The sequence below is a fragment of the Mesorhizobium sp. M1182 genome (genome assembly GCF_040318335.1).
Lineage (GTDB): Bacteria > Pseudomonadota > Alphaproteobacteria > Rhizobiales > Rhizobiaceae > Mesorhizobium.
The window spans coordinates 1-23,519 of record NZ_JAMYMD010000022.1 but is presented as its reverse complement, the minus strand read 5'-3'; the positions used below and the strand labels follow the sequence as shown (position 1 = coordinate 23,519).

The 23,519-nt window shown below is 61.8% G+C and carries 20 protein-coding genes and 1 tRNA gene; 15 read left to right on the top strand and 6 right to left on the bottom strand.

What is annotated here, in order from left to right; translation table 11 throughout:
* Positions 1-294 precede the first annotated feature (294 nt).
* The 6 genes from NKH33_RS22595 to NKH33_RS22570 all read left to right on the top strand — a co-directional run bounded on the left by NKH33_RS22595 (position 295) and on the right by NKH33_RS22570 (position 8,129).
* Positions 295-513: a hypothetical protein gene (locus NKH33_RS22595; protein ID WP_352921581.1), complete on the top strand. Its 219-nt coding sequence runs from the start codon at positions 295-297 to the stop codon at positions 511-513.
* A gap of 38 nt (positions 514-551) precedes the next feature.
* Positions 552-1,217: a DUF3450 domain-containing protein gene (locus NKH33_RS22590; RefSeq protein WP_352470876.1), complete on the top strand. Its 666-nt coding sequence runs from the start codon at positions 552-554 to the stop codon at positions 1,215-1,217.
* Between the two features lie 7 nt (positions 1,218-1,224).
* Positions 1,225-3,882, top strand: coding sequence for an OmpA family protein (locus tag NKH33_RS22585; RefSeq protein WP_352921579.1), 2,658 nt, complete (start codon positions 1,225-1,227; stop codon positions 3,880-3,882).
* A 15-nt stretch (positions 3,883-3,897) separates the two neighbouring features.
* Positions 3,898-4,389, top strand: a complete 492-nt coding sequence (locus tag NKH33_RS22580) for a Rab family GTPase (RefSeq protein WP_254818889.1) — start codon at positions 3,898-3,900, stop codon at positions 4,387-4,389.
* A gap of 3 nt (positions 4,390-4,392) precedes the next feature.
* Positions 4,393-5,463 (top strand): adenylate/guanylate cyclase domain-containing protein, encoded by a 1,071-nt coding sequence (locus NKH33_RS22575; protein ID WP_352470874.1) that lies wholly within the window; start codon positions 4,393-4,395, stop codon positions 5,461-5,463.
* Positions 5,464-5,903: 440 nt separating this feature from the next.
* On the top strand, positions 5,904-8,129 hold the full coding sequence (locus NKH33_RS22570; RefSeq protein WP_352921577.1) for a mechanosensitive ion channel family protein: 2,226 nt from the start codon (positions 5,904-5,906) through the stop codon (positions 8,127-8,129).
* A 132-nt stretch (positions 8,130-8,261) separates the two neighbouring features.
* Here the strand turns inward: NKH33_RS22570 and NKH33_RS22565 are convergent.
* A tRNA-Gly gene (locus NKH33_RS22565) sits at positions 8,262-8,336 on the bottom strand.
* Between the two features lie 230 nt (positions 8,337-8,566).
* Between NKH33_RS22565 and NKH33_RS22560 the strand changes: the two genes are divergently transcribed.
* From NKH33_RS22560 to NKH33_RS22545, 4 genes are all read left to right on the top strand, one after another.
* Entirely contained in the window at positions 8,567-9,064 is a 498-nt protein-coding gene (locus NKH33_RS22560; protein ID WP_352921575.1) for a prolyl-tRNA synthetase associated domain-containing protein, read from the top strand.
* Positions 9,065-9,149: 85 nt separating this feature from the next.
* The gene (gene trxA / locus NKH33_RS22555; protein WP_352458335.1) at positions 9,150-10,142 is read left to right on the top strand and encodes a thioredoxin; all 993 of its coding nucleotides are present in this window, start codon (positions 9,150-9,152) and stop codon (positions 10,140-10,142) included.
* A gap of 163 nt (positions 10,143-10,305) precedes the next feature.
* Complete coding sequence (locus NKH33_RS22550) at positions 10,306-10,977, top strand: LON peptidase substrate-binding domain-containing protein (protein WP_352470870.1); 672 nt, start codon at positions 10,306-10,308, stop codon at positions 10,975-10,977.
* Positions 10,978-11,061: 84 nt separating this feature from the next.
* Positions 11,062-11,301 carry a Trm112 family protein gene (locus NKH33_RS22545; protein WP_023675986.1) on the top strand — a complete coding sequence of 80 codons (240 nt, stop codon included), beginning with the start codon at positions 11,062-11,064 and terminating at the stop codon, positions 11,299-11,301.
* Between the two features lie 42 nt (positions 11,302-11,343).
* Here NKH33_RS22545 and NKH33_RS22540 read toward each other — a convergent pair whose 3' ends face one another.
* Genes NKH33_RS22540 through NKH33_RS22530 form a run of 3 tightly spaced genes read right to left on the bottom strand, consistent with a single transcriptional unit; the run spans position 11,344 to position 17,142 of the window.
* Entirely contained in the window at positions 11,344-14,652 is a 3,309-nt protein-coding gene (locus NKH33_RS22540) for an error-prone DNA polymerase (protein ID WP_352921573.1), read from the bottom strand.
* Entirely contained in the window at positions 14,649-16,127 is a 1,479-nt protein-coding gene (locus NKH33_RS22535) for a DUF6504 family protein (protein WP_352921571.1), read from the bottom strand. Before NKH33_RS22535 ends, NKH33_RS22540 begins: the two co-directional genes overlap by 4 nt.
* Positions 16,060-17,142 carry an ImuA family protein gene (locus NKH33_RS22530; RefSeq protein WP_352684438.1) on the bottom strand — a complete coding sequence of 361 codons (1,083 nt, stop codon included), beginning with the start codon at positions 17,140-17,142 and terminating at the stop codon, positions 16,060-16,062. The genes NKH33_RS22535 and NKH33_RS22530 overlap by 68 nt, the downstream gene beginning before the upstream one ends.
* 183 nt (positions 17,143-17,325) lie before the next feature.
* Here NKH33_RS22530 and NKH33_RS22525 point away from each other — a divergent pair, with 183 nt between their 5' ends.
* The gene (locus NKH33_RS22525; RefSeq protein ID WP_023680515.1) at positions 17,326-17,748 is read left to right on the top strand and encodes a metallopeptidase family protein; all 423 of its coding nucleotides are present in this window, start codon (positions 17,326-17,328) and stop codon (positions 17,746-17,748) included.
* 289 nt (positions 17,749-18,037) lie between these two features.
* Here NKH33_RS22525 and NKH33_RS22520 read toward each other — a convergent pair whose 3' ends face one another.
* Together NKH33_RS22520 and NKH33_RS22515 are read right to left on the bottom strand one after the other, a co-directional pair.
* Entirely contained in the window at positions 18,038-18,244 is a 207-nt protein-coding gene (locus tag NKH33_RS22520) for a DUF1737 domain-containing protein (RefSeq protein WP_352470863.1), read from the bottom strand.
* A 28-nt stretch (positions 18,245-18,272) separates the two neighbouring features.
* Positions 18,273-19,154: an HpcH/HpaI aldolase/citrate lyase family protein gene (locus NKH33_RS22515; RefSeq protein ID WP_352921569.1), complete on the bottom strand. Its 882-nt coding sequence runs from the start codon at positions 19,152-19,154 to the stop codon at positions 18,273-18,275.
* Between the two features lie 278 nt (positions 19,155-19,432).
* Between NKH33_RS22515 and NKH33_RS22510 the strand changes: the two genes are divergently transcribed.
* The 4 genes from NKH33_RS22510 to NKH33_RS22495 form a co-directional block, all read left to right on the top strand.
* Positions 19,433-20,983, top strand: a complete 1,551-nt coding sequence (locus NKH33_RS22510; RefSeq protein ID WP_352921567.1) for a DUF4153 domain-containing protein — start codon at positions 19,433-19,435, stop codon at positions 20,981-20,983.
* A gap of 4 nt (positions 20,984-20,987) precedes the next feature.
* Positions 20,988-21,680 (top strand): response regulator, encoded by a 693-nt coding sequence (locus NKH33_RS22505; protein WP_352921566.1) that lies wholly within the window; start codon positions 20,988-20,990, stop codon positions 21,678-21,680.
* Positions 21,668-23,254: an ATP-binding protein gene (locus NKH33_RS22500; RefSeq protein WP_352921564.1), complete on the top strand. Its 1,587-nt coding sequence runs from the start codon at positions 21,668-21,670 to the stop codon at positions 23,252-23,254. The genes NKH33_RS22505 and NKH33_RS22500 overlap by 13 nt, the downstream gene beginning before the upstream one ends.
* 30 nt (positions 23,255-23,284) lie before the next feature.
* Positions 23,285-23,519 (top strand): FAD-dependent oxidoreductase (locus tag NKH33_RS22495; protein ID WP_352921562.1); only part of this gene is annotated, 235 nt, incomplete at its 3' end.

Below are 23,519 nucleotides of genomic sequence, written 5' to 3'. Positions count from 1 at the left end.
ATCTTTCTCGGCGCAGTCCGTCGACCCATCGTCCATCACCACTATATCCAGTATCTGGCAGGTCTGCCGGCGGATGCCGGCACGCATTGTGCCGACGGTTTGCTCGGCATTGAGCATCGGTACCACACCGCCCTGCGGTAGCATCCTGGATCATCGAGCTTTCGTTTTCTTCGGCAAGAGTTGGCAAATGTCAAAACCGGATGACGGCATCGGCTGGCAGCACTGCCCTGTCAAGATAAGGGCGAATTGGAGGCGGGCAAAAAAGACTTGAACACAGGCTGAATGGCAGCGCGCATGCCCGACGGCTTGGAGCTGGGGTCGATGCGCCAGGGCATCTCCGCTCTCGCATTTCATCTGCATAAAGATGATCGCGGGCGAAGACGCGAGCGCGAGCTGATCCGGATCGAGCCGCATGTCGAAATCTACCCGAATGGGGACGTTCGAACCGACTTAAGCCGCGAAGATTCCGGCTTGCGGGTCGACAATTTTACTGGCAAGTTTATCAGTTGCTAAATTAGCGCTGTGGCAATGTTCAAAAGAAGGGGCATGGGATGGCCAAGGAATCTTCGAGTACCGCTTCTTCGGCAAATAAAGCGGACGCAAATCTGATAAGTAATGCAGACGGAAGCGGGCTGACCTTCATGGCGGGCCAGGCTCGCGAGAGCGGAGCCCCCGGCGACGCTGTAGGTGTCGACAAGATACGTGATCTGCTGTTCGGCAACCAGATGCAGGACTATGACCGCCGCTTTTCCAAGCTTGAAGAACGGGTCTTGCAGCGCTTCAAGGATGTCGAATCCGAGGCCAAGCGCAATCTTGAAATGTACGAGTCAAATGCAAAGAAGCAGGTTGACTCGCTTGCGGCGCAATTGCGGAACGAAAAAGACGCGCGAGCCGACGCCGATAAGGAGATTGATCGGAATCTTCGCGAGCAAAATCAGGCGCTCGAAAAGCAGGTGCGCGCGTTGTCGGATCAGTTGAGCGAGCTTGAGCGGGAAGTTGCGGACCGGATAAATCGAAACGATCATTTGCTGCGTGAGGAAATCAAGCAAAAGAATGAAAGCATTCAGATGCTGATGGAGAAAATGTTTTCCGATCTTGGCAATGTCAAGACCGACCGAAATCTTTTGGCTGGCCTGTTTGTTGAGGTTGCAAAATGTCTAAATCAGGATCCCGTCGGCAGCAAGAACAACTCGGAGCGTACCTGGAAAGTGAGTTGATCGGAACTTGACGTCGACTGTCGACCCAATCAGCCTCCCTCAAAGAGCAGCTTCGAACGATACAGAGATTGATCGCGAGGCGCTGGCTCGCCTTTTGATCGAAATTGCCCGGAACGTTGATCCGGACTATCGTGCGCGTCTCGACGGAATCCCAACCGCCGACCCTCGCATGGAAACGCTGCGCCAGTTGCTGGTCGGCCGCGAAATTTCGGAGCTTTCACGAGTTACGCACCTGCTCGACGAACCCGAGCAGCTTGCGGCTGCAGTGGGGAGCGTTCTCCCCAGTGCAGCCGCACGTGCGCCTCATGCGCAACTCGGAGAGGCCCTTGCGCCAGCTGTCGAGAGGGCCGTGCAACGGTCCATCCAGAAGAGCCCGCGTACGCTGACGGATATATTGTACCCGGTGTTTCTGCCGGCTATTCGCAAGTCGATCGGCGAAAAGATCGACCAGACCTTTCAATCGTTGAATGAAACTTTAAGACATATATTTACCTGGCACGGGCTCAAGTGGAGACTTGAAGCGTGGAGAACAGGAGCAAGCTTCTCAGAAGTTGTTCTTAAGCATTCTCTTGTTTATCGTGTAGAACACGTCTTTCTAATCAATCGCAATTCCGGGCTTTTGATAGCGCATGTAACTGCCGATAACGCAACTAGCGAAGATCCTCAACTCATTTCTTCTATGCTTAGTGCAATTCAAGATTTTGTAAAAGACTCATTCAACGAGAAAGAACAGAGCGGCCTGGATACCATTCGTTTCGGAGAGCTTCGTCTCTGGTCGGAAGTTGGACCGTTTGCGACCTTGGTTGCGGTGATCCGGGGAAATCCGCCGGAGGAATTACATGAAATAATTCGCGATGTATTGCTTCGCATCCATGATGAATGCTCACAGGCTCTAGAGCAGTTTGACGGCGACAGTTCGCAGTTGGCCGGCGTAGAGACGCAGTTGCAGACCTGCGTTGAACTGAAGCAGGAGGAATCAAACCAGGGATTTCCGTGGCTGGTCGTGGCTGCAGTCCTGCTGGTTTTGATTCCGGCAGGCGGTTGGTTCTTTCTTTCCTGGCAATCCGTGCAGCGCTGGCAGACCTATGTGTCGCGACTGGGGACCCAGCCGGGCATCATCGTTGCCGAACAAAAGGTGCGTGATGGCCAATTCTATATTGCCGGTCTGAGAGACCCGCTTGCCGCCGACCCGCAGTCGCTGTTGGCCGGAACGCAGGTCGATCCCGCCCGCGTTCATTCACAGTGGCAATTCTATCAGAGTCTTGATCCGGAGTTCGTATTGAAGCGGCTAACGGCGTCGCTGGTTCCGCCGGATTCAGTACGACTTTCGATCGTCAATGGTCGCATCGTTGCCGAGGGTGAGGCTCCCAACACCTGGATAGATCGGGCGCGCGCAGCGGCCCAACAACTTTCGGCAGGCGGACCGGAATTCGACATCTCCAGGGTTCGTGATGTGAGCCCCGAAGCACGCGCGGCGGAGCACTGGCAGACTTATGTGTCGCGACTGGAGGCCCAAGCGGGAATCATCGTCGCCCAACAAAAGGTGCGTGATGGCCAATTCTATATTGCCGGCCTGAGAGACCCGCTTGCCGCCGACCCGCAGGCTCTGCTGTCCGGAACGGAGGTAGATCCCGCCCGCGTTCATTCGCAGTGGCAATTCTATCAGAGCCTTGATCCGAAGTTCGTCCTGAAGCGGCTGATGGTATCGCTGACCCCGCCGGATTCAGTACGGCTTTCGATCGTCAAGGATCGCATCATTGCCGAGGGTGAGGCTCCCGACATCTGGATAGACCGCGCACGCGCAGCGGCCCGACAGCTCTCGGCAGGCGGACCGGAATTCGACATCTCCAAGGTTCGTGATGTGAGCCCCGAGGCACGCGCGGCGGAGCACTGGCAGACTTATGTGTCGCGACTGGAGGCCCAAGCGGGAATCATCGTCGCCCAACAAACGGCGAGGGGGGGACATTTCTATATTTCCGGCCTGAGAGACCCGCAGGCCGCCGACCCGAAGGCTCTGCTGTCCGGAACAGGGGTCGATCCTGCTCGCGTTCATTCACAGTGGCAATTCTATCAAAGCCTTGATCCGAAGTTCGTGGTGAAGCGGCTGATGGCGTCGCTGACTCCGCCGGATTCAGTACGGCTTTCGATCATCAAGGATCGCATCGTTGCCCAGGGTGAAGCTCCTGCCGCCTGGATAGATCGGGCGCGGGTCGCCGCCCAACAGCTGTCCGCGGACGGACTCTCTCTAGAACTCTCCGAGCTGCGTGAGTTGACCCCTCCGCAACTCACTCATTTGAGGGAGGCTATTCAAGCGGTCAACATTTTCTTCGATTCTGGCAAGGCTGTACCGGGACCAGAGCAACTGCCGGTTCTCGACAAATTGGCGAATCAGTTGAAGGAATTGGCCGAGGACGCCCGCAAGGCAGGCGTAACAGCACAGTTCATGTTGACCGGCCATTCGGACGAGACGGGCCGTGAAACGGCCAAGTTGTCGATCAGCGCCGCGCGCGCGGAGACAGTTCGTGCGCTTCTCAAGAAGCGCGGCGTCGATCCGGAGTTGCTCTTGGTTCGCGGCGCGGGCACCTTTGAGCCAGCGGAGATTGAAAATAGCCGAACCGGGAACTCCGCCAACCGCAGAGTTTCGGTTACGGTAAACTTCCACTAGGCGGAGCCCAGGATATTGCAAAAGAAGATCTGTATGTTGGGCGGGTTCGCTGTCGGAAAGACGAGTCTGGTTCGCAGGTTTGTGCAAAGCATCTTTTCAGAAACCTACTTGACCACGGTGGGAGTGAAAATCGACAAGAAGAGTGTCGCATTCCCGGACAAAACCGTGGATCTGATTTTGTGGGATTTGGCCGGCGAAGACGATATCGGCTCATTCCGCGTCAGCTATGTGCGAGGTGCGAGTGGGCTCGTGCTTGTCGTCGATGGAACACGCGCTGCTACTCTTGCCGTTGCGCTCACGTTGCGCGAGCGGGCCGAGGCTGAATTCGGCGCTATGCCGTTTGTATTGCTGTTCAACAAATCCGATCTGGCCGATCGATGGGCAATATCGGATAGTGAAATTGACGAACTGAGGCAACTTGGATGGCAAATCTATCTGACAAGTGCGCTTTCGGGCGAACATGTTGATGATGCGTTTCGTCAACTTGCTTCGATGGTCAGCAAATAAACCATGGATGTCTTGCCAAGAGAAGTTAGAAGCTGGATTTACGATTTCTTCTACAAGGAGCGCTCGGTCGCATATCTGAAAATCGACGCCCAGCTTTGCATAGCTGCGAAGGGCGGTAACGTTAACCATTACGGACTCTCGTCAGTTCGCATAGGTAAGCCTGTTGCCGAGCAGCTTGAATTCATGGAAGGTTTATTGCCTTGCCCGGAGCTTCCATATGATATGGCCATGGTCGAACTGCCCAGCGGGCGTGTCGCGGACCTCCATCTTTTTGCTGACAATGCCTGCGTGTGGCTGCTCTTTCTTGACGCCACTGCCGAACGCGACAATAGGCAGCGGCTTCAACAGAAGGCTTATGAAATGACGCTTCTGCAAGAGAGGGAGCGTCAACTCAACGAGAAATTACAATCGACAAACGAGGCGTTGAGGGCGAGCCAAGAGGGATTGTCGCGTGAATACCAGCGCGCCGAAGCCCTACTCCTCAACATTCTTCCGGCGTCGATCGCGGAGCGGCTAAAAGCGCACGAACAAATTGCAGACAACCATGCGGAGGTGAGTGTGCTTTTTGCCGACATCGTCGGCTTTACGGAAAGAGCGCGGAGCGTCGGAGCCGTGACGACGCTCGCTATTTTAAATTACTTCTTCAAGGCGGCGGATCTGCTCTCGGAGCGATACGGCTGCGAAAAGATCAAGACAATCGGCGATTGTGTGATGGTGGTCGCTGGCCTGCCTACCGCGCGATCCGATCATGCGGAAGCCCTTGCGCACTATGCACTTGAACTGCGGAAGGCGGTTAAGCGCGAACGCTTCGCAGGAGAACCGATAAGACTCAGAATTGGAATTCACTCAGGACCAATCGTGGCGGGCGTCATAGGCAAAAGGCGGTTTGCCTATGACCTATGGGGCGACACCGTTAATCTCGCCGCACGTATCCAAACGTCCGCGGAGCCCGATGAAATCCGCATTTCGGATGCAACTCATCAACTGCTTGGACCAAATTTTGCTTGCGACCCACTCCAGGAAACGGAATTGCGTGGTACAGGTCGTGTGCGAATGTGGCGGCTCCCGGCCTGATTTGCCGCATGGCAGTGCCGACCCGGAAGCGCATTGCATCTCAAGCAACATCATGGTTTCGAATGTCCGCAGCGGTGCGCGAAGCAGTTGACCACCGAGTGACCGCCAAAGGTCTGTCCTGGTCATCTCAGGAAATCAGTTCCTGAGATTTAACGTCGATGCCCAGTTCATAGAACGGCCGGAGGCCTGGGCCGAGGTCGGAATGCCCTGCCCCCGGCGGCTAAATAAACACCGCCACGTACCCGGCACAGCGGTCTGGCTCGGAACGGTGACGTCTTGCACCGCAACATCGGTTTCTTCAAGGTAGGGCAACAACGGACATAGATGTCGTTGCTCGCCGATCTGATCGGAAGGTTAACAGCACGATGCCACTCATGACTCGACGATTTGGAGCCAGGAACCTGGCGCGCCCGGCACGGCGTCTCGGAGACCTGACTGCGATGTTTGCCCTGATTGCCAGGCCGCTCGTCTTTGGGATCGCCCTTTTGTTGGCTGGTCAGGCGCAAGCGCAGGCGCCGGCGACCGTCCCGCCTGAAAGGGTCAAACAATTGTTCGAGCTTCTCGACGATCCGTCAGTGAAGGCCTGGGTGGCCGAACAGCGAAATCAGGACGCCGGGTCAACGGGAGCGCCCGCCGAGAGAGGGGCTTCGCCGACCGACGCATCGTCCGGCGCCGTGGCCGCACCAGGCCAGATGAATACGATGGCATCCTCGACGCTCGATGGGATCAGGCATCATATCGAAAGAATCGTGCGAACTTTGCCCTTGCTGCCAGGCCAGTTCGCGCGCGTTCGGGCAGAGACGATGGAGGATATGTCCAGCAGGGGGCCCGCCGGCGTATTTGTGCTGATTGCAATGTTCATCGCTGCCGGCCTGGCACTCACTTGGGCAACGTTCAAGCTCACCCGTCCATTTCGTCTTTGGATTATCGCGCAACCGAAGGATACGCCCGTTGGGCGAGCCAAGAAGATTGGTGGCCGCCTGCTTTATTCCAGCATGCTGATAGTCTCTTTCGCACTGGGCAGCGCCGGCGCGTTCATGTTGTTCGACTGGCCGATGCTTATCCGCGAGATTGTACTGACATTTCTGATGGCGGCAGTCGTTACATGGGGTGTGCGCATGTACGTCATGGCGACGCTCGTCCCTTCCTTCATGAACGTCGAGAACGCCGTCGAGGTTCGTGCTTTGCCGATCACCAACGAAGCGGCTGACCATTGGTCCTATTGGCTACCCCGGATCGTCGGCGTCTTCGCCTTCTTCGGCGCCGCGTTTATCCTCTTGCCAGGTCTCGGCATCGATCAGGACGGAATGACGGTCCTGTCACTGGTCGCCGATTTCGTGCTGCTGCTGCTCCTGCTGCTCGCCATTTGGCGTCGGCCAAGAACGCAGCGAGACGGTGCGCGCCACATCGGTCACACGGAAGCGACATGGCTATTGACTGCTTATTTCGTCGTCCTGTTCCTGCAGCGTATCGCCGGCCTTTATACATACTTCTGGTTCACCTTCGCCGCATTCTTCCTGCCTTTGGCAATCGTGGTGACGCAGCGCGGGGTTAATTTCGTTCTGCGGCCAGGTTCGGAAGATGTCGGCCGGCCCACGATCCCGGCGGTGACGATCGCTGTCATCGATCGCGGAATCCGAATGATTTTCATCCTGGCGGCGGCTTACCTTCTCGCACGTGTCTGGGGTCTGGACATGCAATCCATGCGGGACAGCGATACGACGACAACATTCATATTGCGCGGCTTGATCAATGTCGTGGTCATTGCCCTTGCCGCCGACTTCGGCTGGTCGATCATCAAAGCTTTGATCGAACGAAAGCTGGGCATCGAAACACCGCACCCTGTGATCAGCGACGAGGACGTCCCGATCCTCGATCCGCAGCAGGCGCGGCTGCATACGCTCTTGCCGATCCTCCAGAATATTCTGCTCGCATCGATCATCGTGATGGCGGTGCTTATGATGCTCGCCTCGCTGGGTATCCAGATCGGCCCATTGATCGCCGGCGCTGGCGTCGTCGGCGTCGCCGTGGGCTTTGGGGCACAAACCATTGTCAAGGACGTCATTTCAGGCGTGTTTTTTCTGCTCGATGATGCGTTCCGTGTTGGCGAATACATTTCATCGGGCAATTACAAGGGTACTGTGGAAAGCTTTTCGCTGCGCTCGGTGAAGCTGCGCCACCATCGTGGTCCGCTGTTCACAATACCTTTCGGTGAACTCGGGGCAGTCCAGAACCAGAGCCGTGACTGGGTTATCGACAAATTCAACATCACCGTTGGTTATGACACCGATATCGACTTCGCTCGCAAGCTGATCAAGCGGATCGGCCTCGAACTGGCGGAAGATCCCGAGTTCAAACACTGGGTGCTCGACCCGATCAAGATGCAGGGCGTACAGGAGTTCGGCGAATACGGCATCGTATTGAGGGTCAAGGCCACAACCAAGCCGGGAGGTGCCTTCGGTATGAAACGCAAATTTTATGTACGCCTCCGCCAGGTCTTCAAGGAACAGGGCATCGAACTCCCATTTCCGACCGTCCAGGTCCAGGGGCTACAGAACCAACATGGGGCAGAGAATGCACCGTTGGAGATCACGCCCGAGTTGAAAATGGCCGTCGCGCAGTCGCACACTATTCGGCGCAGAAAAAAAGCTAGCACAACGGAATAGAAGAGCTGTGACACCTGCTGGTCACAGTGCGGCTTTCCGCGCATCGCTCATGGCAGGGACACTCTTTTCGCCACGTAAGCAAAAGGCGCCCCGAAAGGCGCCTCTTAATCGCTTGGTTCCCCTCAAGGAAACTGGAGCGGGTGAAGCGATTCGAACGCTCGACCCCAACCTTGGCAAGGTTGTGCTCTACCCCTGAGCTACACCCGCTCGCGCGGCTTTTGGGCCGCAAGCCGCGCCTATATGGCTGAAGAGCGCGGCGATTGCAACAGGGAATTCGCAGGCTTTTTGCTTCGTCGACAATGCGGACAAGCCTCCTGCGAGACGTCGCAAGGCAATCGCCCCCGCGTTGCGCGACGGGCTTGTCTTGGCAGCATCATTGGCCGTAAACGGCGTTAGTCGAACAAGCAGTTGAAAGCGGGCCATCAGAAGAAAGACCGATGCCGAAGACCGAAGCCGAACTTTTCGCCTTTCTCGCCGGACTCGGGATCGAGGTATCGACGCGGCGGCATCCGCCGCTGTTCACGGTCGCCGATTCGCAGGCGCTGCGCGGCGAGATTGCCGGCGGCCATACCAAGAACCTGTTCCTCAAGGACAAGAAGGACAATTTCTTCCTGGTCAGCGTCGGCGAGGAGGCGGTGGTCGATCTCAAGCATATACACCATCTGATCGGCGCTGGCGGGCGCGTGTCCTTCGGCCGGCCGGAGATGCTGATGGAGCTTCTCGGCGTCGTCCCGGGCGCGGTGACGGTGTTCGGGCTGATCAACGACACCGAGCGAAGGATCAAGGTCGTGTTGGACGAGGAGCTGATGAGCCATGCGGTGGTCAATGCCCACCCGCTGACCAACGAAGCGACGACTTCCATCGCTGCCGCGGACCTGGTCAAGTTCGTCGAGGCAACCGGACATGATGCTGTTATCTTGAAAGTCTCGGCATGATCGCCACATGGGTGACTGAAACCGGGTTCTAAAGAAGGATGTTGCGCCCGTCCCTTGGCCGGCGGCGCGACCGAAAGGCGACGAGATGAGTGATAGCAACCCCTTTGGCGGCCCATTTGGCAGCAATGGCGGCCGGTATGCCACCACCGTGCAATATGGTGGCACCGATGCCGCGCGTGAGAAGGTCGCGCTTGCGGAGGCGCCGGCCGACGTCATCAAGGACACAACGACCGCTGGATTTGCCGCCGACGTGATCCAGGAATCGCGTCACCAGCCGGTGCTGGTCGATTTCTGGGCGCCGTGGTGCGGCCCTTGCAAGCAATTGACGCCGCTGCTGGAGAAGGCGGTGAAAGCCGCCGGTGGCAAGGTCAAGCTGGTCAAGATGAATATCGACGACCATCCATCGATCGCCGGCCAGCTTGGCATCCAGTCGATACCGGCGGTCATTGCCTTCAAGGACGGCCAGCCGGTCGACGGCTTCATGGGCGCCATTCCCGAGAGTCAGATCACGCAATTCATCCAGAAGGTCGGCGGCAAGAACGGCGGTGCGCCGCAAGTTGCCGAGGCGCTGGCCGCGGCCGCCGAAGCGCGCGACGCCGGGGACGTGCAGACGGCGGCCGACATTTACGATGCCATCCTGGAACAGGCGCCGGAGACAATCGAGGCGATCGCTGGCTTGGGCGATCTGCTGTTCGAGGCCGGCGATGCCGAAGGTGCCGAGGCGGTGCTGGCGCGGGCGCCGGAAGCAAAGAAGGATGCGCCCCAGCTCGCCGCGCTGCGGGCCAAGATGGCGCTCGCCGCGCAAGCAGCAGTGCTCGGCAATCCGGCGGAACTGGAACGGCGGCTGGCCGAAAATCCCGGGGATCACCAGGCACGGTTCGAGCTTGCCATGATCCAGAACGCCAAGGGTGATCGCATGGCGGCGGCCGACAATCTGCTGGCGATCATCAAGGCCGACCGCTCGTGGAACGACGACGGCGCCAGAACCCAGTTGCTGCAGCTCTTCGAGGCATGGGGCATGACCGACGAAGCAACGCTGTCGGCACGGCGCAAACTGTCGTCGCTGCTGTTTTCCTGAGCCGGCGCAGACTGTTTTGTCGCGCGGGCTTGCGGTAGGCCGCGGCTGCGCCAGATTAGGTTTTCGGACGGCGTTCGATTTCAGGTTTCCGGTGTTGCGCCTTGTGCCGGCCGGGAGGAGACGGATTTTGTGCGCTTCCTGACAAAGCGATCGGAGGATTGAGGTGCAGGCGGGAAACGCGCATTACCGGCTCGCTGCGGACTTACCGTCGACCATGCCGATCTTTCCGCTTGAGGGCGCATTGCTGCTCCCGGGAGGCCGCATGCCGCTCAACATCTTCGAGCCGCGCTATCTGCAGATGGTCGACGAGGCGATCGCCGGGCCGCGGCTGATCGGCATGATCCAGCCCAGCCTTAACGGTGCGCTGCGTCCCGACGGCGAGCCGGAGCTCTGCAATGTCGGCTGCGCCGGGCGCATCATTGCGCTGTCCGAGAGCGGCGACGGCCGTTACCTGATTTCGCTGCAGGGCGTGTGCCGGTTCCGTATTGTCCAGGAGCTCACGGTCAAAACACCGTTCCGGCAGTGCCGGTTGGCACCCTTTCTCGCCGATCTCGACGAGGAGCAGGCAGACGCCGAGATCGACCGGCCGGCGCTGCTCAAAGCGTTTCGCGCCTATCTGCAGGCTAACGATCTGGAGGCCGACTGGGAAAGCGTCAGCCGCGCCGAAAACGCCATGCTGGTCAACGCACTGTCGATGATGGCGCCCTACGGGCCGGCCGAGAAACAGGCGCTGCTCGAAGCGGCCGATCTGAAGACACGCGCCGAGACCCTGATCGCCATCACCGAAATGGCGCTGGCGCGCGACAATGAGGATTTCGGTTCGAGTTTGCAGTAGGTTCTTGCCTTCTCCCACAAGGGGGAGAAGGGGAAGTCCGCGCTCGAAACCTTAACCGATTGCCTTGTGGAAAGGATGGATCGAATGGCGGATGGACGTGACGGGAACAGGACCGTCGACCCCAAACTGCTGGAACTCTTGGCCTGCCCGCTGACCAAGGGGCCGCTCGCCTGGGATCCGGAGCGCGGCGAGCTTATCTCGCGGGTGGCAAAGCTTGCCTATCCGGTGCGGGACGGCATTCCGATCATGCTGCCATCGGAAGCGCGTGTCATCACCATAGATGATGCCATGCCACCGCCGCCGCGCCTTGGTGGAACGCCCTGAGTGCTGCGGTTCAGAGCCGCTCCGTCGCGATCTTTCGCGCCTCTATTGAAAATTGCGCCCTTTGGGCATGACCTTCTCCGCCTTTCCCAATAGTTCCGTTTGCGCGATGGTGTCAGGCTGAGCCTCGTCTACACTGCTCGACAGTCTGTCCGCGGGCCTTGCCTGTTCAAGCAGCACCGACAGCCACGGCGTCAGATCCTCGACCTTCTCGGCGACGATATGGATGACGTCAGATTCCGATTGCAGCTTGCCGGTGATGCGGATGAGACGCGCGCCCATGACGATGGGGCGGAAGCGGTCAAAAGTCCTTTCCCAGAAAATGATGTTGGCGACCGCATTCTCGTCTTCCAGCGTCAGGAAAATCGCCTTGCCATTGCCCGGCCGCTGCCGCACCAGCACGAGGCCGGCGACCGAAACGCGCCGGCCGTCCCGCACCTGGCCGAGCCGCACATTGGGCGTGACGCCGGAACGATCCAGCCTTTGACGCAGGAAGGCGACCGGGTGCGCCTTCAGCGACAGGCCAAGCGAGCGGTAGTCGTGGACGACGTGCTCGCCGAGCGGCATTGTCGGGAGCCTGGTTGCAGGCTCCAGATCGCGCAAGCGGATCGCCGGCTGGTCGAACAGCGGCAGCTTTTCGGCGGCACTCTTGCCGTCGAGCGCGCGGACCGCCCATAGAGCGTCGCGACGGTTCAATCCAAGCGACCGGAAAGCGTCGGCCTGCGCCAGTTTTTCGATCTCGTCGACGTTGAGGCCCGAGCGCAGCCAGACGTCGCGTACGGATGCATAGCCGGCGCCGCGCCTCGACACAAACGCTTCCATGCGCTCCTTCGACAGGCCCTTGACCTGCCGAAAGCCGAGCCGGACGGCATGGCTGGTCCGGATGACGCCGCGCATCTGGGCATGGCGGTCAAGGATACGATCCGGATCGAAAGGCGATTTCTCCAAGGCGCAATCCCAGCCGGAAAAATTGACGTCGACCTCGCGGATCTCGACGCCGTGGTCATGCGCGTCGCGGACAAGCTGGGCCGGCTGGTAAAACCCCATCGGCTGGGAATTCAGGATCGCGGCGCAGAACACGTCGGGATAGAAGGTCTTGAACCAGCAGGAGGCATAGACCAGCAGGGCGAAGGAGGCGGCGTGGCTCTCGGGAAAGCCGTATTCGCCAAAACCCTCGATCTGCTTGAAGCAGCGCTCTGCGAAGTCTTTTTCGTAGCCCTTGGCGACCATGCCGTCGACCATTCTCTTGCGGTAATTGCCGATCGTGCCGGTGCGCTTGAATGTCGCCATGGCGCGGCGCAGTTCATCGGCCTCGCCCGGCCTGAAGCCGCCAGCAACGATGGCGATCTTCATCGCCTGCTCCTGGAACAGCGGCACGCCCAGCGTCCTGCCGAGTATTTTTTCCAGTTCCGGCTTGGGATATTCGGGTTTCTCCTTGCCTTGCCGGCGGCGCAGGTAAGGGTGGACCATGTCGCCCTGGATCGGGCCGGGCCGCACGATCGCCACCTCGATGACGAGGTCGTAAAAGCTTTTCGGCCGCAGCCGCGGCAGCATCGACATCTGCGCGCGCGATTCGATCTGGAAGACGCCGATCGTGTCGGCACGGCAGATCATGTCGTAGACATGCTTGTCCTCGGCAGGCAGAGTGGCCAGCACATAGGGCAGGCCGTACTCGTCCCGCGCCTGCGGATAATGATCCTGGAGCAGGGTGAAGGCGCGCTGCAGGCAGGTCAGCATGCCGAGCGCCAGCACGTCCACTTTAAGGATTTTCACCGCGTCGAGATCGTCCTTGTCCCACTCGACCATCTTGCGCTCGTCCATCGCCGTCTTGACGATGGGCACGATCTCGTCGAGCCGGTCCCGGGTGATGACAAAACCGCCGACATGCTGCGACAAATGACGGGGAAAGCCCATGATCTCGTTGGCGCATTCTATCACATGCCTTGTCGATGGATCGGTCCGATCGAGGCCGCCGGCCTTTGTCTCCTTTTCGCCGAGCTCCGAGGTCGACCAGCCCCAGATCGAACTGGACAGCGCGCCCCGGACGTCGTCCGACAGGCCCATCGCCTTGGCCACTTCCCGCATCGCCGAGCGGCCCCGGTAGCTGACGACGGCGGCGGCCAGCGCGGTGCGCTTGGTGCTGTATTTGGAATAGATGTACTGGATGACCTCCTCGCGCTTTTCATGCTCGAAATCGACGTCGATGTCGGGCGGCTCGTTTCTTTCCTCGGAAATGAAGCGCTCGAAAAGCGTTTCGATCTTGTCCGGGCCGACTTCGGTGATGCCAATGCAGAAGCAGACGATCGAGTTGGCGGCAGAGCCGCGCCCCTGGCAGAGAATGTTCTGGCTGCGGGCGAATTTGACGATGTCGTGGACAGTCAGGAAATAGCGCGCGTAGTTCAGACGCTCGATCAGAGCGAGCTCCTCCTCGATGCGCTGCGTCACAAAAGCGGGCACGCCCGAGGGGTAGCGGATGGCGGCTCCCTCCTTGGCCAGCCTTTCCAGTTCGGCCTGCGGCCCAAGACCCGATTCCGTCGGCTCGTCGGGATAGTTGTATTGCAGGTCACTGAGCGAGAAGGTCAGCTCGCCGGCAAAACGCAGCGTTTCCGCCAGCGCTTGCGGATGCCTGCGGAAAAGCCGTGCCATCTCCAGCGGCGGCTTTAAGTGACGCTCGGCATTGGCCGCCAGCTCCAGCCCCACCTCGGCGACGGGCACATTGAGGCGGATCGCCGTCAGCACGTCCTGCAGCGGGCGCCGTTCCGACGTATGGTAGAGAACATCGTTGGTCGCCATCAACGGGATGCCGGCCAGATCCGCCATCGCCGCCGCCTGCTCGATACGGAAGCGGTCGTTGCCGCGGTAATCCGGCGAAACCGCAAGCCGCAGGTTTTCACCGAAACGATCCCTGAGCCGGCTAAGGAGTGCGAGGCTGGTTTCCGCGTCCGCCGACACATCTGGCAGTATGGCGAGCGACAGGAGATCGCCCCATTCGAGAAGATCGCTCTGTTTGAGGAGCGTCGCCCCTTTTTCGTTCTCGTCACGCAGATTGGCCTGCGTCAGCATGCGGCAGAGATGACCCCAACCCTTGCGATCCTGCGGGTAGGCGAGGATGTCCGGCGTGCCGTCGCAAAAAACCAGGCGGCAGCCGGGATGATAGGAAACACCCTCCACCTTGGCCTGCTGCCAGGCGCGCACCACGCCCGCCACCGTGTTGCGGTCGGCGAGACCGATCCCCGAAAACCCCAGGAATTTTGCCGCGACCACCAGCTCCTCCGGTTTCGAGGCACCGCGCAGAAACGAGAAGTTCGACTGGATGCCGAATTCGGCATAGGGGTTGGCCGTCAGCGCATTCATGCGAAGATCCCATGCATGAACCAGCGCGGCGAGGGCTGCGAGGCGCCGTAAAGCCCCTGGCGATAGAGCCAGTAACGGCGGCCGTCGGCATCCTCGATGCGGAAATAATCCCGGGTCGGGGCATCTTCTCGTCCCGCCGCCCCTCGCCACCATTCCGGCGCGATGCGCTCCGGCCCTTCGGCGCGCGCGACCCGATAGAGCGCGCGCCGCCAGCGGAAGTTCAAAGGCGGGCCTTCCGGCATTTCGGTGGCCGGCACCTCGATCGGCTCGGGCGAACGGAAAAGCCGGATCGGCCGTTCCGGCTGGAAGACGGTCGTGGGAGCGTCCTTCGCCTTGTCCGGCTGCTTCGGCGGCGAGCTTCTCTGCGGCACCTCCGTGAAGGGAAGGGTGGCGACGGCGCGCTCCGGCAAATGGCTCTCGACGGCGACCGGCTTCAAGACCGCGCCTTCGCCGAGCCGGGCGCGAATGCGGTCGGCAAAAAGCGCGATATCGGCACCGTCGTCGCTCGTCTCGCCGGCAAGGTCGGCCTGCTGCATGTCGAAGGCGGCGGCGGTCAGCACCGAAAGGCGCACGAGATCGAAGCCATAGCCGGCGTCGATATCCTGTTCGAGCGCGGCAAGCCTTTCGTGGAACAATTTCTGGATCAGCCGCGGCTCGCGCAGAGGCCGCGAGGTGCCGACGGCGATGCGGCTGACGCCGCCATCGACGCGGAAAAGCAGCAGCGCCAGCCGCCTTGCGCCCTCGCCGCGACGCTCGAGGTCGCTCTTCAAGGTGGTCGCCAGCATGCCGGTCAGCCGCTCGATGTCCTCGGTCAGCATGATCGGCTCGGCAAGGTGACGCTCGACCGAAAGCGGTGCCACCGGCAGGCGCGGCGACACGGCCTCCTCGAGGCGGCCAAGCGCATGGTCGAGGCGCAAGAGCAGCGATGCGCCGAAGCGGCGGGCCAGCGGCGCGCGCGGTGCCGCCATGACGGCGCCCGCCGTGCGCAGGCCGACGCTTTCGAGGCTGGCGCGTACCTCCGGGTCGATGCGCAGCGCCGCCAGCGGCAAGGGCGCGAGAAGCGCTTCCTCCCCACCATCGGGCACGATGCGGTCGCCAGCAAACCGCGCCGCCGCCCAGGCAGCACCAGGCGTGGCGGCAAGCCCGGCGCGGACATCGAAGCCCTGATGGAAAAAACGCGACAGGATATCATCCAGCATCGAGCGTTCGCCGCCGAAAAGATGGGTGCAGCCGGTGACGTCGAGATAGAGGCCGTCGGTCCCGTCAAGCGCCACCAGCGGGGTGTAGCGGTCGCACCAGTCGGCGAGGCCTTCGAGCAGGCGCCGGTCGGCCTCCGGATCGGCCTCCACGATGTCGATCGAGGGATGCATGGCGCGTGCGTCGGCTATGCCCATGCCGCGCTTCAGATTAAGCGCCTCGGCCCGTTCGTCGAGGGCGGCGATGCGCTGGGTGTTCCCTTGGCGATGGCTGATCACCAGCGGCAGGTGATCCGACGGCCGGGAACGCCAGGACCGCCCCAGACGCTGCCGCAGGATCCTCTCGGCGGCGAGATGCGGAAACCACAAGGATAGGATTCTTTGGCCGTTCTGGGGCCCATTCCTGAGACCTTCCTTGCTCGCCCCGTCTTTCTTCGAATATGCGTTCATCGGGGTTCCACTCCAGTGTGAATTTTCCGGGCAAAGCCGTGCGGCTCTTGCCGATGGCGACGGTGAAGGCGGGCCGGCCGATCGAGCCGGCGAGCGGCCCGGCAAGCGTCTTACGCGTTGCCGCCGGTGCCGCCGACAGGATGAGGCGGACGGGCGCTGCCGTCGGTTCGGGCTCGCCGGCCTGGCGCAGCAGGAACAGCGGCCGGCCCGCACTCTGCGCGCGGGCGTGCAGCCGCCGCGTCGCGGTGAGGTCAAGCCGCTGCGGGCTGCCGCGGATTTCGAGGATGACGGCGGCCAGCGCCGTCATCCGGGCAGCCTCCTCGGCGATCCACAGCGCATCGAGCAGCCTTGGCGCCTCGGAAAACAGCAATTGCTCCGGCTCGATGCCGAAGAAGGCGTGAAGCCCCCTGGCATAGGGAAAGCCGGCCTCGCGGAAAACCTCGGATGTGCCGATCCACAGCACCGGCAATTGCGGCCCCTGGCTGAGGATCAGGCTGACGAGCGACAAGGCAAAACCGGCAACGGCCCCGGCATCGCGGGTCGCGGCGCCATGAAACTCGCTCACCGCCGCCTTCGGCAGGCCGCCGCTCAGCGCGGCATCGAGGCGCTCGGCGCCGGTGCGCAAAAACGCATCGGGCGGCGCCACGGCAAGGCCGCGCCGGACAATGGTCAGATTCCGAGCGGGTGTCGGATGCCGAGAGGGTGTCAGACTCTGACGAGGGACATCCGCGTCAAACGACGAACTGGCCGGCGCCTCCAGGCGCTCGGGCAAGGTCCCTTCGATCTTCGCGATCTGGCGGCGCAGGGCAAAAACAGTCTCCCGCGCCACGGCGCTTGTCGCCATGACGGTCAGCTTCCACTCACACTTGTTCCTGTTATGTTCTCTAGGATTCCAGAGGTCGCCCGAAGAGTCAAGCGGAGTCATGGGGAATTTATTCCTGTAGTGGGGGCATGGCACGGGCACTCCAGCCCGACCATTTGCCGAGTCCGGCCTGAAAGCCTATATGCCGGGATCAAAGGACAAAGCATGGCTCGCATCTACCAAACACGCATCTGGCACGACCAGCTTTCGCCAACGATGGAGGAAATCGAGCTCCTGGCGCTGGAGGCCTATGCCCATCTGCCGGAGGACTTTCGCAAGTTGACCGGCGAGATCGTCATTCAGATCGCCGAATTCCCGACCGACGAGATCATGGACGACCTTTCGCTGGAAACGCCCTTCGACCTGCTCGGCCTGTTCGAGGGGCGCGGCATCGCCGAGCGCTGGAATCCGCAGACCGGCGAGGGGCCGAACCGCATCACCCTCTATCGTCGCGCCATCCTCGACTACTGGGCCGAGAACGAGGAAACGCTGGGCGACATCGTCACCCACGTGCTGATCCACGAGATCGGCCACCATTTCGGCCTGTCGGACGACGACATGGAGAAGATCGAGGAAGCAGCAGAGTGAGCGACCCCGCTCCTCGTCATCCTGGGGCGGAGCAAGGAGCGAAGCGACGCGGCGCAGACCCCAGGATCCATGCCGTGATAGTGATGCAGTGCGCCGGCGGCGCAGAACCGACCGCTCATCATCCCGTTCTGGGTAACGGGGCTATCCCGATCGGTGGTAGCTCACACTAATCCTGATCCGCCGTGCCCTTCGGCAGAGGTAACGGCATGGGTCCTAGGGTACTCCGCGACGTCGCTTCGCGACTGCTACGCCCTAGGATGACGAAGGACGAGCGCTTCAGCGAACCTCCCTACCAGTCGCTGAGCTTGGTGTCGGGGCCGTATTCCTGGCCCTCGATGTCCTTCACCACGGCCTGGCCGCAGCGCATGGTCTTGGCTTCCTGGTCATAGGCATAGGTCGGCGAGCCGAACAGGTGCCAGCCCTTGTTCAACGCCGCCGTCACCTTGTGGCAGAAGCTGGAATCGTCCGGACCGGACAGAAAACGGTAGAGTTTCATTCTTCAATCCTGTCGTCAGTTGCGTTAGTCATGCGCGAACAGCGGCGGCCTTCGCCAGCAGTTTTTCGGCCTGCGCCAGATGCAGCCGCTCGACCATCTTGCCGTTCAGCGCAACTACCGCCCTACCGGTATTTTGGGCGAGCGCGAAGGCATCCTTGACCGCGCGCGCTTCGGCTATTGCTTCGGGCGACGGTGCAAAGGCGCGGTTCGCGGCTTCGATCTGAGCCGGATGGATTAGCGACTTGCCGTCAAAACCCATGGCGGCCGCTTCCGTGCACTCGCGCGCAAACCCGTCCATATCGCGAAAATCATTGAAGACGCCATCGAGCAGGTCGAGGCCGCCGGCACGCGCCACGAGCACCATCTGCATCAGCCATGGAACGAGATAACGCCGGTCGGGCGTGGCGAGAATGCCGGTGTCCTTGACCAGGTCGTTCGTTCCGGCAACGAAACAAACCAGGCGAGAGCCCGGATCGCGGCCGAGCTCGGCAATCGGCCCGATGTTGAGCAGCGCCTTGGGCGTCTCGATCATCGCCCATAGCTTGACTTCGTCGGCGATAAAATTGTCGTCGAGCACGTCGCCGGCCTCGAGAATGTCGCGCGGCGTGTCGACCTTGGGCAGCAGGATGGCGTCGGGCGAGCATTTTGCCGCGGCCAGCAGGTCGGCGCCGCCCCACTCGCTCGACAGCGCATTGATGCGCACGACCATCTCGCAGCGCCGGTTGGAATGGCCGGCGAAAATCGCCACCAGCTTTTCGCGCGCGGAAGGCTTGTCGGCCGGGGCGACGGCGTCCTCGAGATCGATGACGACGGTATCGCAGGCCAGCGATTGGATCTTGGCCAGCGCCTTGTCGTTCGAAGCCGGGACGTAAAGCACCGAGCGGCGCGGGCGGTAGCTTTCGGTGGTCATCTCCGATCTATGCCGTCTGCAGCCGGCCGAGGCAAGCCGTGCATAAAAACTGCACGCAACTTCGGAAAATCTCCTCGTCTCCGCCCCGCTTGCCACCCGACCGGATGCGACAAGGGCGGCATGCAAGAGCAAACGAACTCCCGTTGGTCCCTGCCGTACCGGCTTCGCCGCGAAAGCTGGTGGCTCGTCGATCCGCCCCGGACTTCGGTAAACCTCCTCCCTTTCGTCCGGAAATCCCCGCCCACCGGCCGCATCAAAGCCGCCGAGAAAGCCCGATCATGATAGTATTCCTCCCGGCGGCGCCGAGCTATTGCAACCGCTTCGGCGTTGCCGTCCTGCTCGTCGCGCTGGCCGATTTTTTCTTCTATGGCCAACCGGCGGGCATCACGCTTTTCCTGTTCGGCGTTGCGATTGCCGCGGCGAGCATGGCTCTCCATCCTCTCGGCTCCTTCAACGATGGCAAATTCTGGTTCAAGCCGGTTGCGCTGCTCATGGCGCTGCTGCCGCTTGTGGAAAATGTCAGCGCACTGTCCGTCTCGATCGCGCTGGCGGGGCTGGCCATCTTCGCGCTTTCACTGGCCGGACGGTTGCGGCGCGGCCTTGCCCGTATTGCCGGCCAACTCTCGCTGTTCCTGGTTGCAACGCCATTTCGGCTCGGTCTTGATTTCTTCCGCTGGCGCACGGCGGCGCGGCGGCTTGGCCGGCGGCGCGTGCGCCTTGCGGCGATCGCCGTCTGGGTCATCCCGCTGGGCCTCGGCGCAGTGTTCCTCGCGCTGTTCGGCGCCGCCAATCCCGTCATCGAATACTGGTTTTCGCTGATTGATCTCTTCGCCCTGCTCAACCTCATGCAGTTGCCGCGTCTTGCCTTCTGGCTATTCGCGCTCGCCGGCGTATGGGCCTTTCTGCGGCCGCGCCTGCCGCGGCTTCTCCGGCATATTCCCCGGTTGGGAACGCCTGCCAGCACACCGACGAGGCCAGCCATAAGTCCCACGATCGAAGACATCGTCTTCGGCAAGGCCGCTATCCTCCGCGCGCTCGTCGTCTTCAACATCCTGTTCGCGGTGCAGAGCGCACTCGACGCCACCTATCTGTGGGGCGGCATCGCGCTTCCCGACGGGCTGACCTATGCCGCCTACGCGCATCGCGGCGCCTATCCGCTGATCGTCACGGCGCTGCTGGCCGCCGGCTTCGTGCTGGCGGCGCTGCGGCCGGGAAGCGCGACCTCCGGCGATCCGCTCATCCGCCGGCTGGTTTATGCCTGGGTGGCGCAGAACATCCTCCTGGTGATCTCGTCGATCCTGCGGCTCGATCTCTATATCGGTATCTATGCGCTGACCTATTGGCGTGTCGCTGCGTTCGTCTGGATGGGGCTGGTGGCGGCGGGCCTTGTCCTGATCATGGCCCGCATCGCGCGCGAAAAGTCCAACGAATGGCTGCTTGCCGCCAATCTTCTGACGCTATCGGCGACGCTCTATGCTTGCTCGTTCATCAACTTTGCCGCGCTGATCGCCAACTACAATGTCGACCATTGCTTCGAAATGACCGGCCAAGGCACCCAGCTCGACGTCTGGTACTTGCGCTCGCTCGGGCCCGGCGCCTTGCCGGCGCTCGATCGCTTCGTCCAGCACCAGAGCAGGACGGTTTCCGCGGAGGATGCCTCCATCCGCGAACTCGCCGGCTGGTATGCACAGGACGAAGCACGCTTCCGCGCCGGCCAGGAGAACTGGCGGGGCTGGAGCTTTCGTGACTGGCGGCTCAACCGCGCCCTCGACAGGCGTGGCCCGTTCGTGGTTCCTCCGATGTCCGAACCCTTCATGCCGGGCCGCTGATTTGATGCCGCACCACATACTGGTCGCCGACGACGACCCGCACATTCGCGAAATCATCTTCTTCGCGCTGGAAAAGGCCGGCATGAAAACGCTGGCGGTGCAGGACGGCGCGGCTGCCTTGCAGGCGATAGAGCGCCATGCGCCCGATCTCGTCGTGCTCGACATCGGCATGCCGGAAATGGACGGGCTGGAAGTGTGCCGGCGGCTGCGCCACACATCCGACCTGCCGGTGCTGTTCCTGTCCGCGCGGGATGAAGAGATCGACCGCGTGCTCGGGCTGGAGATGGGCGGCGATGATTATGTCACCAAGCCGTTCAGCCCGCGCGAGCTGGTCGCCCGCGTCAACGTCATTCTGCGCCGCGCTCGGCCCACGCCGGAACCAGCCGACGACCGGCAATTCTCGCATGGCAGACTGTTGCTGGTTCCGGCAAGCCATACAGCCAGCTTCGACGGCAAGCCGCTGGCGCTGACGTCGATCGAATTCGCGATCCTGAAAGGCTTTTTGGCGCGGCCGGCGCATGTGCTTGGCCGCGACATGGTGATGGCCAACGCCTATGCGGCCAATATCCATGTCGCAGACCGCACCGTCGACAGCCATATCCGCAATATCCGCGCCAAGCTGGCGGCCGTCGGCTGCGTCGATGCGATCGAGACGGTGCATGGCGTCGGTTTTCGGCTGGGTAAATGCGGGAGTTGAGCGCCCAAAAATGGGTTGGCAGCAAATGGCGGCCACGGCTTGCCACGGTCGTCATTGCCATCCTGATCATGGTGATGGCGCTGCCGCTGGCCGGCCTGTTTTTCTTCCGGCTCTACGAGAACCAGCTGATCAGGCAGACCGAGGCCGAGCTGATCGCCCAAGGCGCCGCCCTTGGCGCGATCTATGCGCAAGAGGTCCGTGAGGCCGGCCTTGCCCCGGAAAAGCTCGGCGCACCCGTGCCTTCACCCAGCACCAGCGATCGGGCCTCTCCCTACCAGCCAATCGAACCGCGCCTCGATCTTGCGTCCGACGGGATCCTGCCGACCCGGCCCGCGGCCACCGCGGCCAGCGCCGATCCCGCCTTCGCTGCAATCGGCGCACGCCTGTCGGGCATTCTTGCCGAGACACAGAAGACCACGCTCGCCGGCTTCCGGCTGCTCGATCCCAGAGGCGTGGTCATCGCCGGCCGTGAGGAGGCCGGCCTGTCGCTCGCCGCTGTCGACGAGGTTCGCGCAGCGCTTGCCGGCCGCTACGCCAGCGCGCTCAGGCTGCGGGTTCCCGACCAGCCGTCGCCGCCGCTCTATTCGGTCAGCCGCGGCACCAAGGTTCGCGTCTTTGTCGCCATGCCGGTTGCGGTCTCCGGCAAGGTCGCCGGCGTCGTCTATCTGTCGCGGACGCCGAACAACATCGTCAAGCATCTCTATGGCGAGCGCGGCAAGGTGGCGCTGGCGGCAATCGCCATCCTCGGCGGCGCGCTGCTGATCGGGCTGGTCTTCCTGCGCGCCGTCAGCCGTCCGATCTATGCGCTGATGGAACGCACGAAACGCATCGCCGCCGGCGACCGCGCGGCGATCAGGCCGCTCGATCACCACGGCACGCGCGAAATGGGTGAACTCTCTGCTGCTTTCCTCGACATGGCCGAAAAGCTGCACGCACGCTCCGACGGCATCCAGACCTTTGCCACCCACGTCTCGCACGAGCTCAAATCGCCGCTGACGGCGATCCAGGGGGCCGCCGAACTGCTGCGCGATTCGGGCAGCGCGATGGACGAGGCCGAGCGGCGGCGTTTTTCGGACAATATCGTCACCGATGCCGGCCGGCTCAACCTTCTGGTGCGCCGCCTGCTCGACCTGGCGCGCGCCGAAAATCTCGAACCGAGCGGCGAAAACACGTCGCTCACTGCTGCACTGGCGCTGCTGCCGGCCGACCACAGGCTGGCGCTGCGCCTCGAGGCGGGCGCCCAGATCGGTCTGCGCATATCGGCCGAAAACGCGGCGATCGTGCTGGCCAATCTCATCGACAATTCGGCGCGGCACGGCGCAACGCTGGTTTCGATCACGGCCGCAAGCGCGGACGGCAAGGCCACCATTGTGGTGGACGACGACGGCGCCGGCATTTCGCCCAGCAACCGAGGCCGCATCTTCGAGCCGTTCTTCACCACGCGCCGCGATTCCGGCGGCACCGGCATGGGCCTCGGCATCGTGCTGGCCCTCCTGAAAGCGCATGATGGCACGATCCGGCTGGTTGACTCGGCGAGCGGCACGCGCTTCGAGATCATCCTGCCGGCGGCGTGACGCGGCGGTTCAGATCGGAAGGGCCAAAAGGTGCATTACGACATCGTCATCATCGGCGGAGCCATCGTCGGCTCCTCGGTCGCCTATTATCTGCGCGAGGAAGGGTTTTCGGGCTCGATCGCGCTTGTCGAGCGCGACCCGCAATTTTCCCGCGCCGCGACCACGCTGTCCTGCGCCTCAATCCGCCAGCAGTTCTCGATCCCGGAAAACATCCGGCTGTCGCAATTCACGCTGAAACTGTTCCGGCGGCTCAGGGAAGAGTTTG

Coding starts and splice junctions, on each gene's coding strand:
- NKH33_RS22505 (WP_352921566.1), top strand. CDS start 20,988: ATGCCGCACCACATACTGGTCGCCGACGACGACCCGCACATTCGCGAA.
- NKH33_RS22520 (WP_352470863.1), bottom strand. CDS start 18,244: ATGAAACTCTACCGTTTTCTGTCCGGTCCGGACGATTCCAGCTTCTGC.
- NKH33_RS22590 (WP_352470876.1), top strand. CDS start 552: ATGGCCAAGGAATCTTCGAGTACCGCTTCTTCGGCAAATAAAGCGGAC.
- NKH33_RS22540 (WP_352921573.1), bottom strand. CDS start 14,652: ATGAATGCGCTGACGGCCAACCCCTATGCCGAATTCGGCATCCAGTCG.
- NKH33_RS22525 (WP_023680515.1), top strand. CDS start 17,326: ATGGCTCGCATCTACCAAACACGCATCTGGCACGACCAGCTTTCGCCA.
- NKH33_RS22575 (WP_352470874.1), top strand. CDS start 4,393: ATGGATGTCTTGCCAAGAGAAGTTAGAAGCTGGATTTACGATTTCTTC.
- trxA (WP_352458335.1), top strand. CDS start 9,150: ATGAGTGATAGCAACCCCTTTGGCGGCCCATTTGGCAGCAATGGCGGC.
- NKH33_RS22515 (WP_352921569.1), bottom strand. CDS start 19,154: ATGACCACCGAAAGCTACCGCCCGCGCCGCTCGGTGCTTTACGTCCCG.
- NKH33_RS22530 (WP_352684438.1), bottom strand. CDS start 17,142: ATGGCGACAAGCGCCGTGGCGCGGGAGACTGTTTTTGCCCTGCGCCGC.
- NKH33_RS22510 (WP_352921567.1), top strand. CDS start 19,433: ATGATAGTATTCCTCCCGGCGGCGCCGAGCTATTGCAACCGCTTCGGC.
- NKH33_RS22560 (WP_352921575.1), top strand. CDS start 8,567: ATGCCGAAGACCGAAGCCGAACTTTTCGCCTTTCTCGCCGGACTCGGG.
- NKH33_RS22545 (WP_023675986.1), top strand. CDS start 11,062: ATGGCGGATGGACGTGACGGGAACAGGACCGTCGACCCCAAACTGCTG.
- NKH33_RS22500 (WP_352921564.1), top strand. CDS start 21,668: ATGCGGGAGTTGAGCGCCCAAAAATGGGTTGGCAGCAAATGGCGGCCA.
- NKH33_RS22570 (WP_352921577.1), top strand. CDS start 5,904: ATGTTTGCCCTGATTGCCAGGCCGCTCGTCTTTGGGATCGCCCTTTTG.
- NKH33_RS22595 (WP_352921581.1), top strand. CDS start 295: ATGCCCGACGGCTTGGAGCTGGGGTCGATGCGCCAGGGCATCTCCGCT.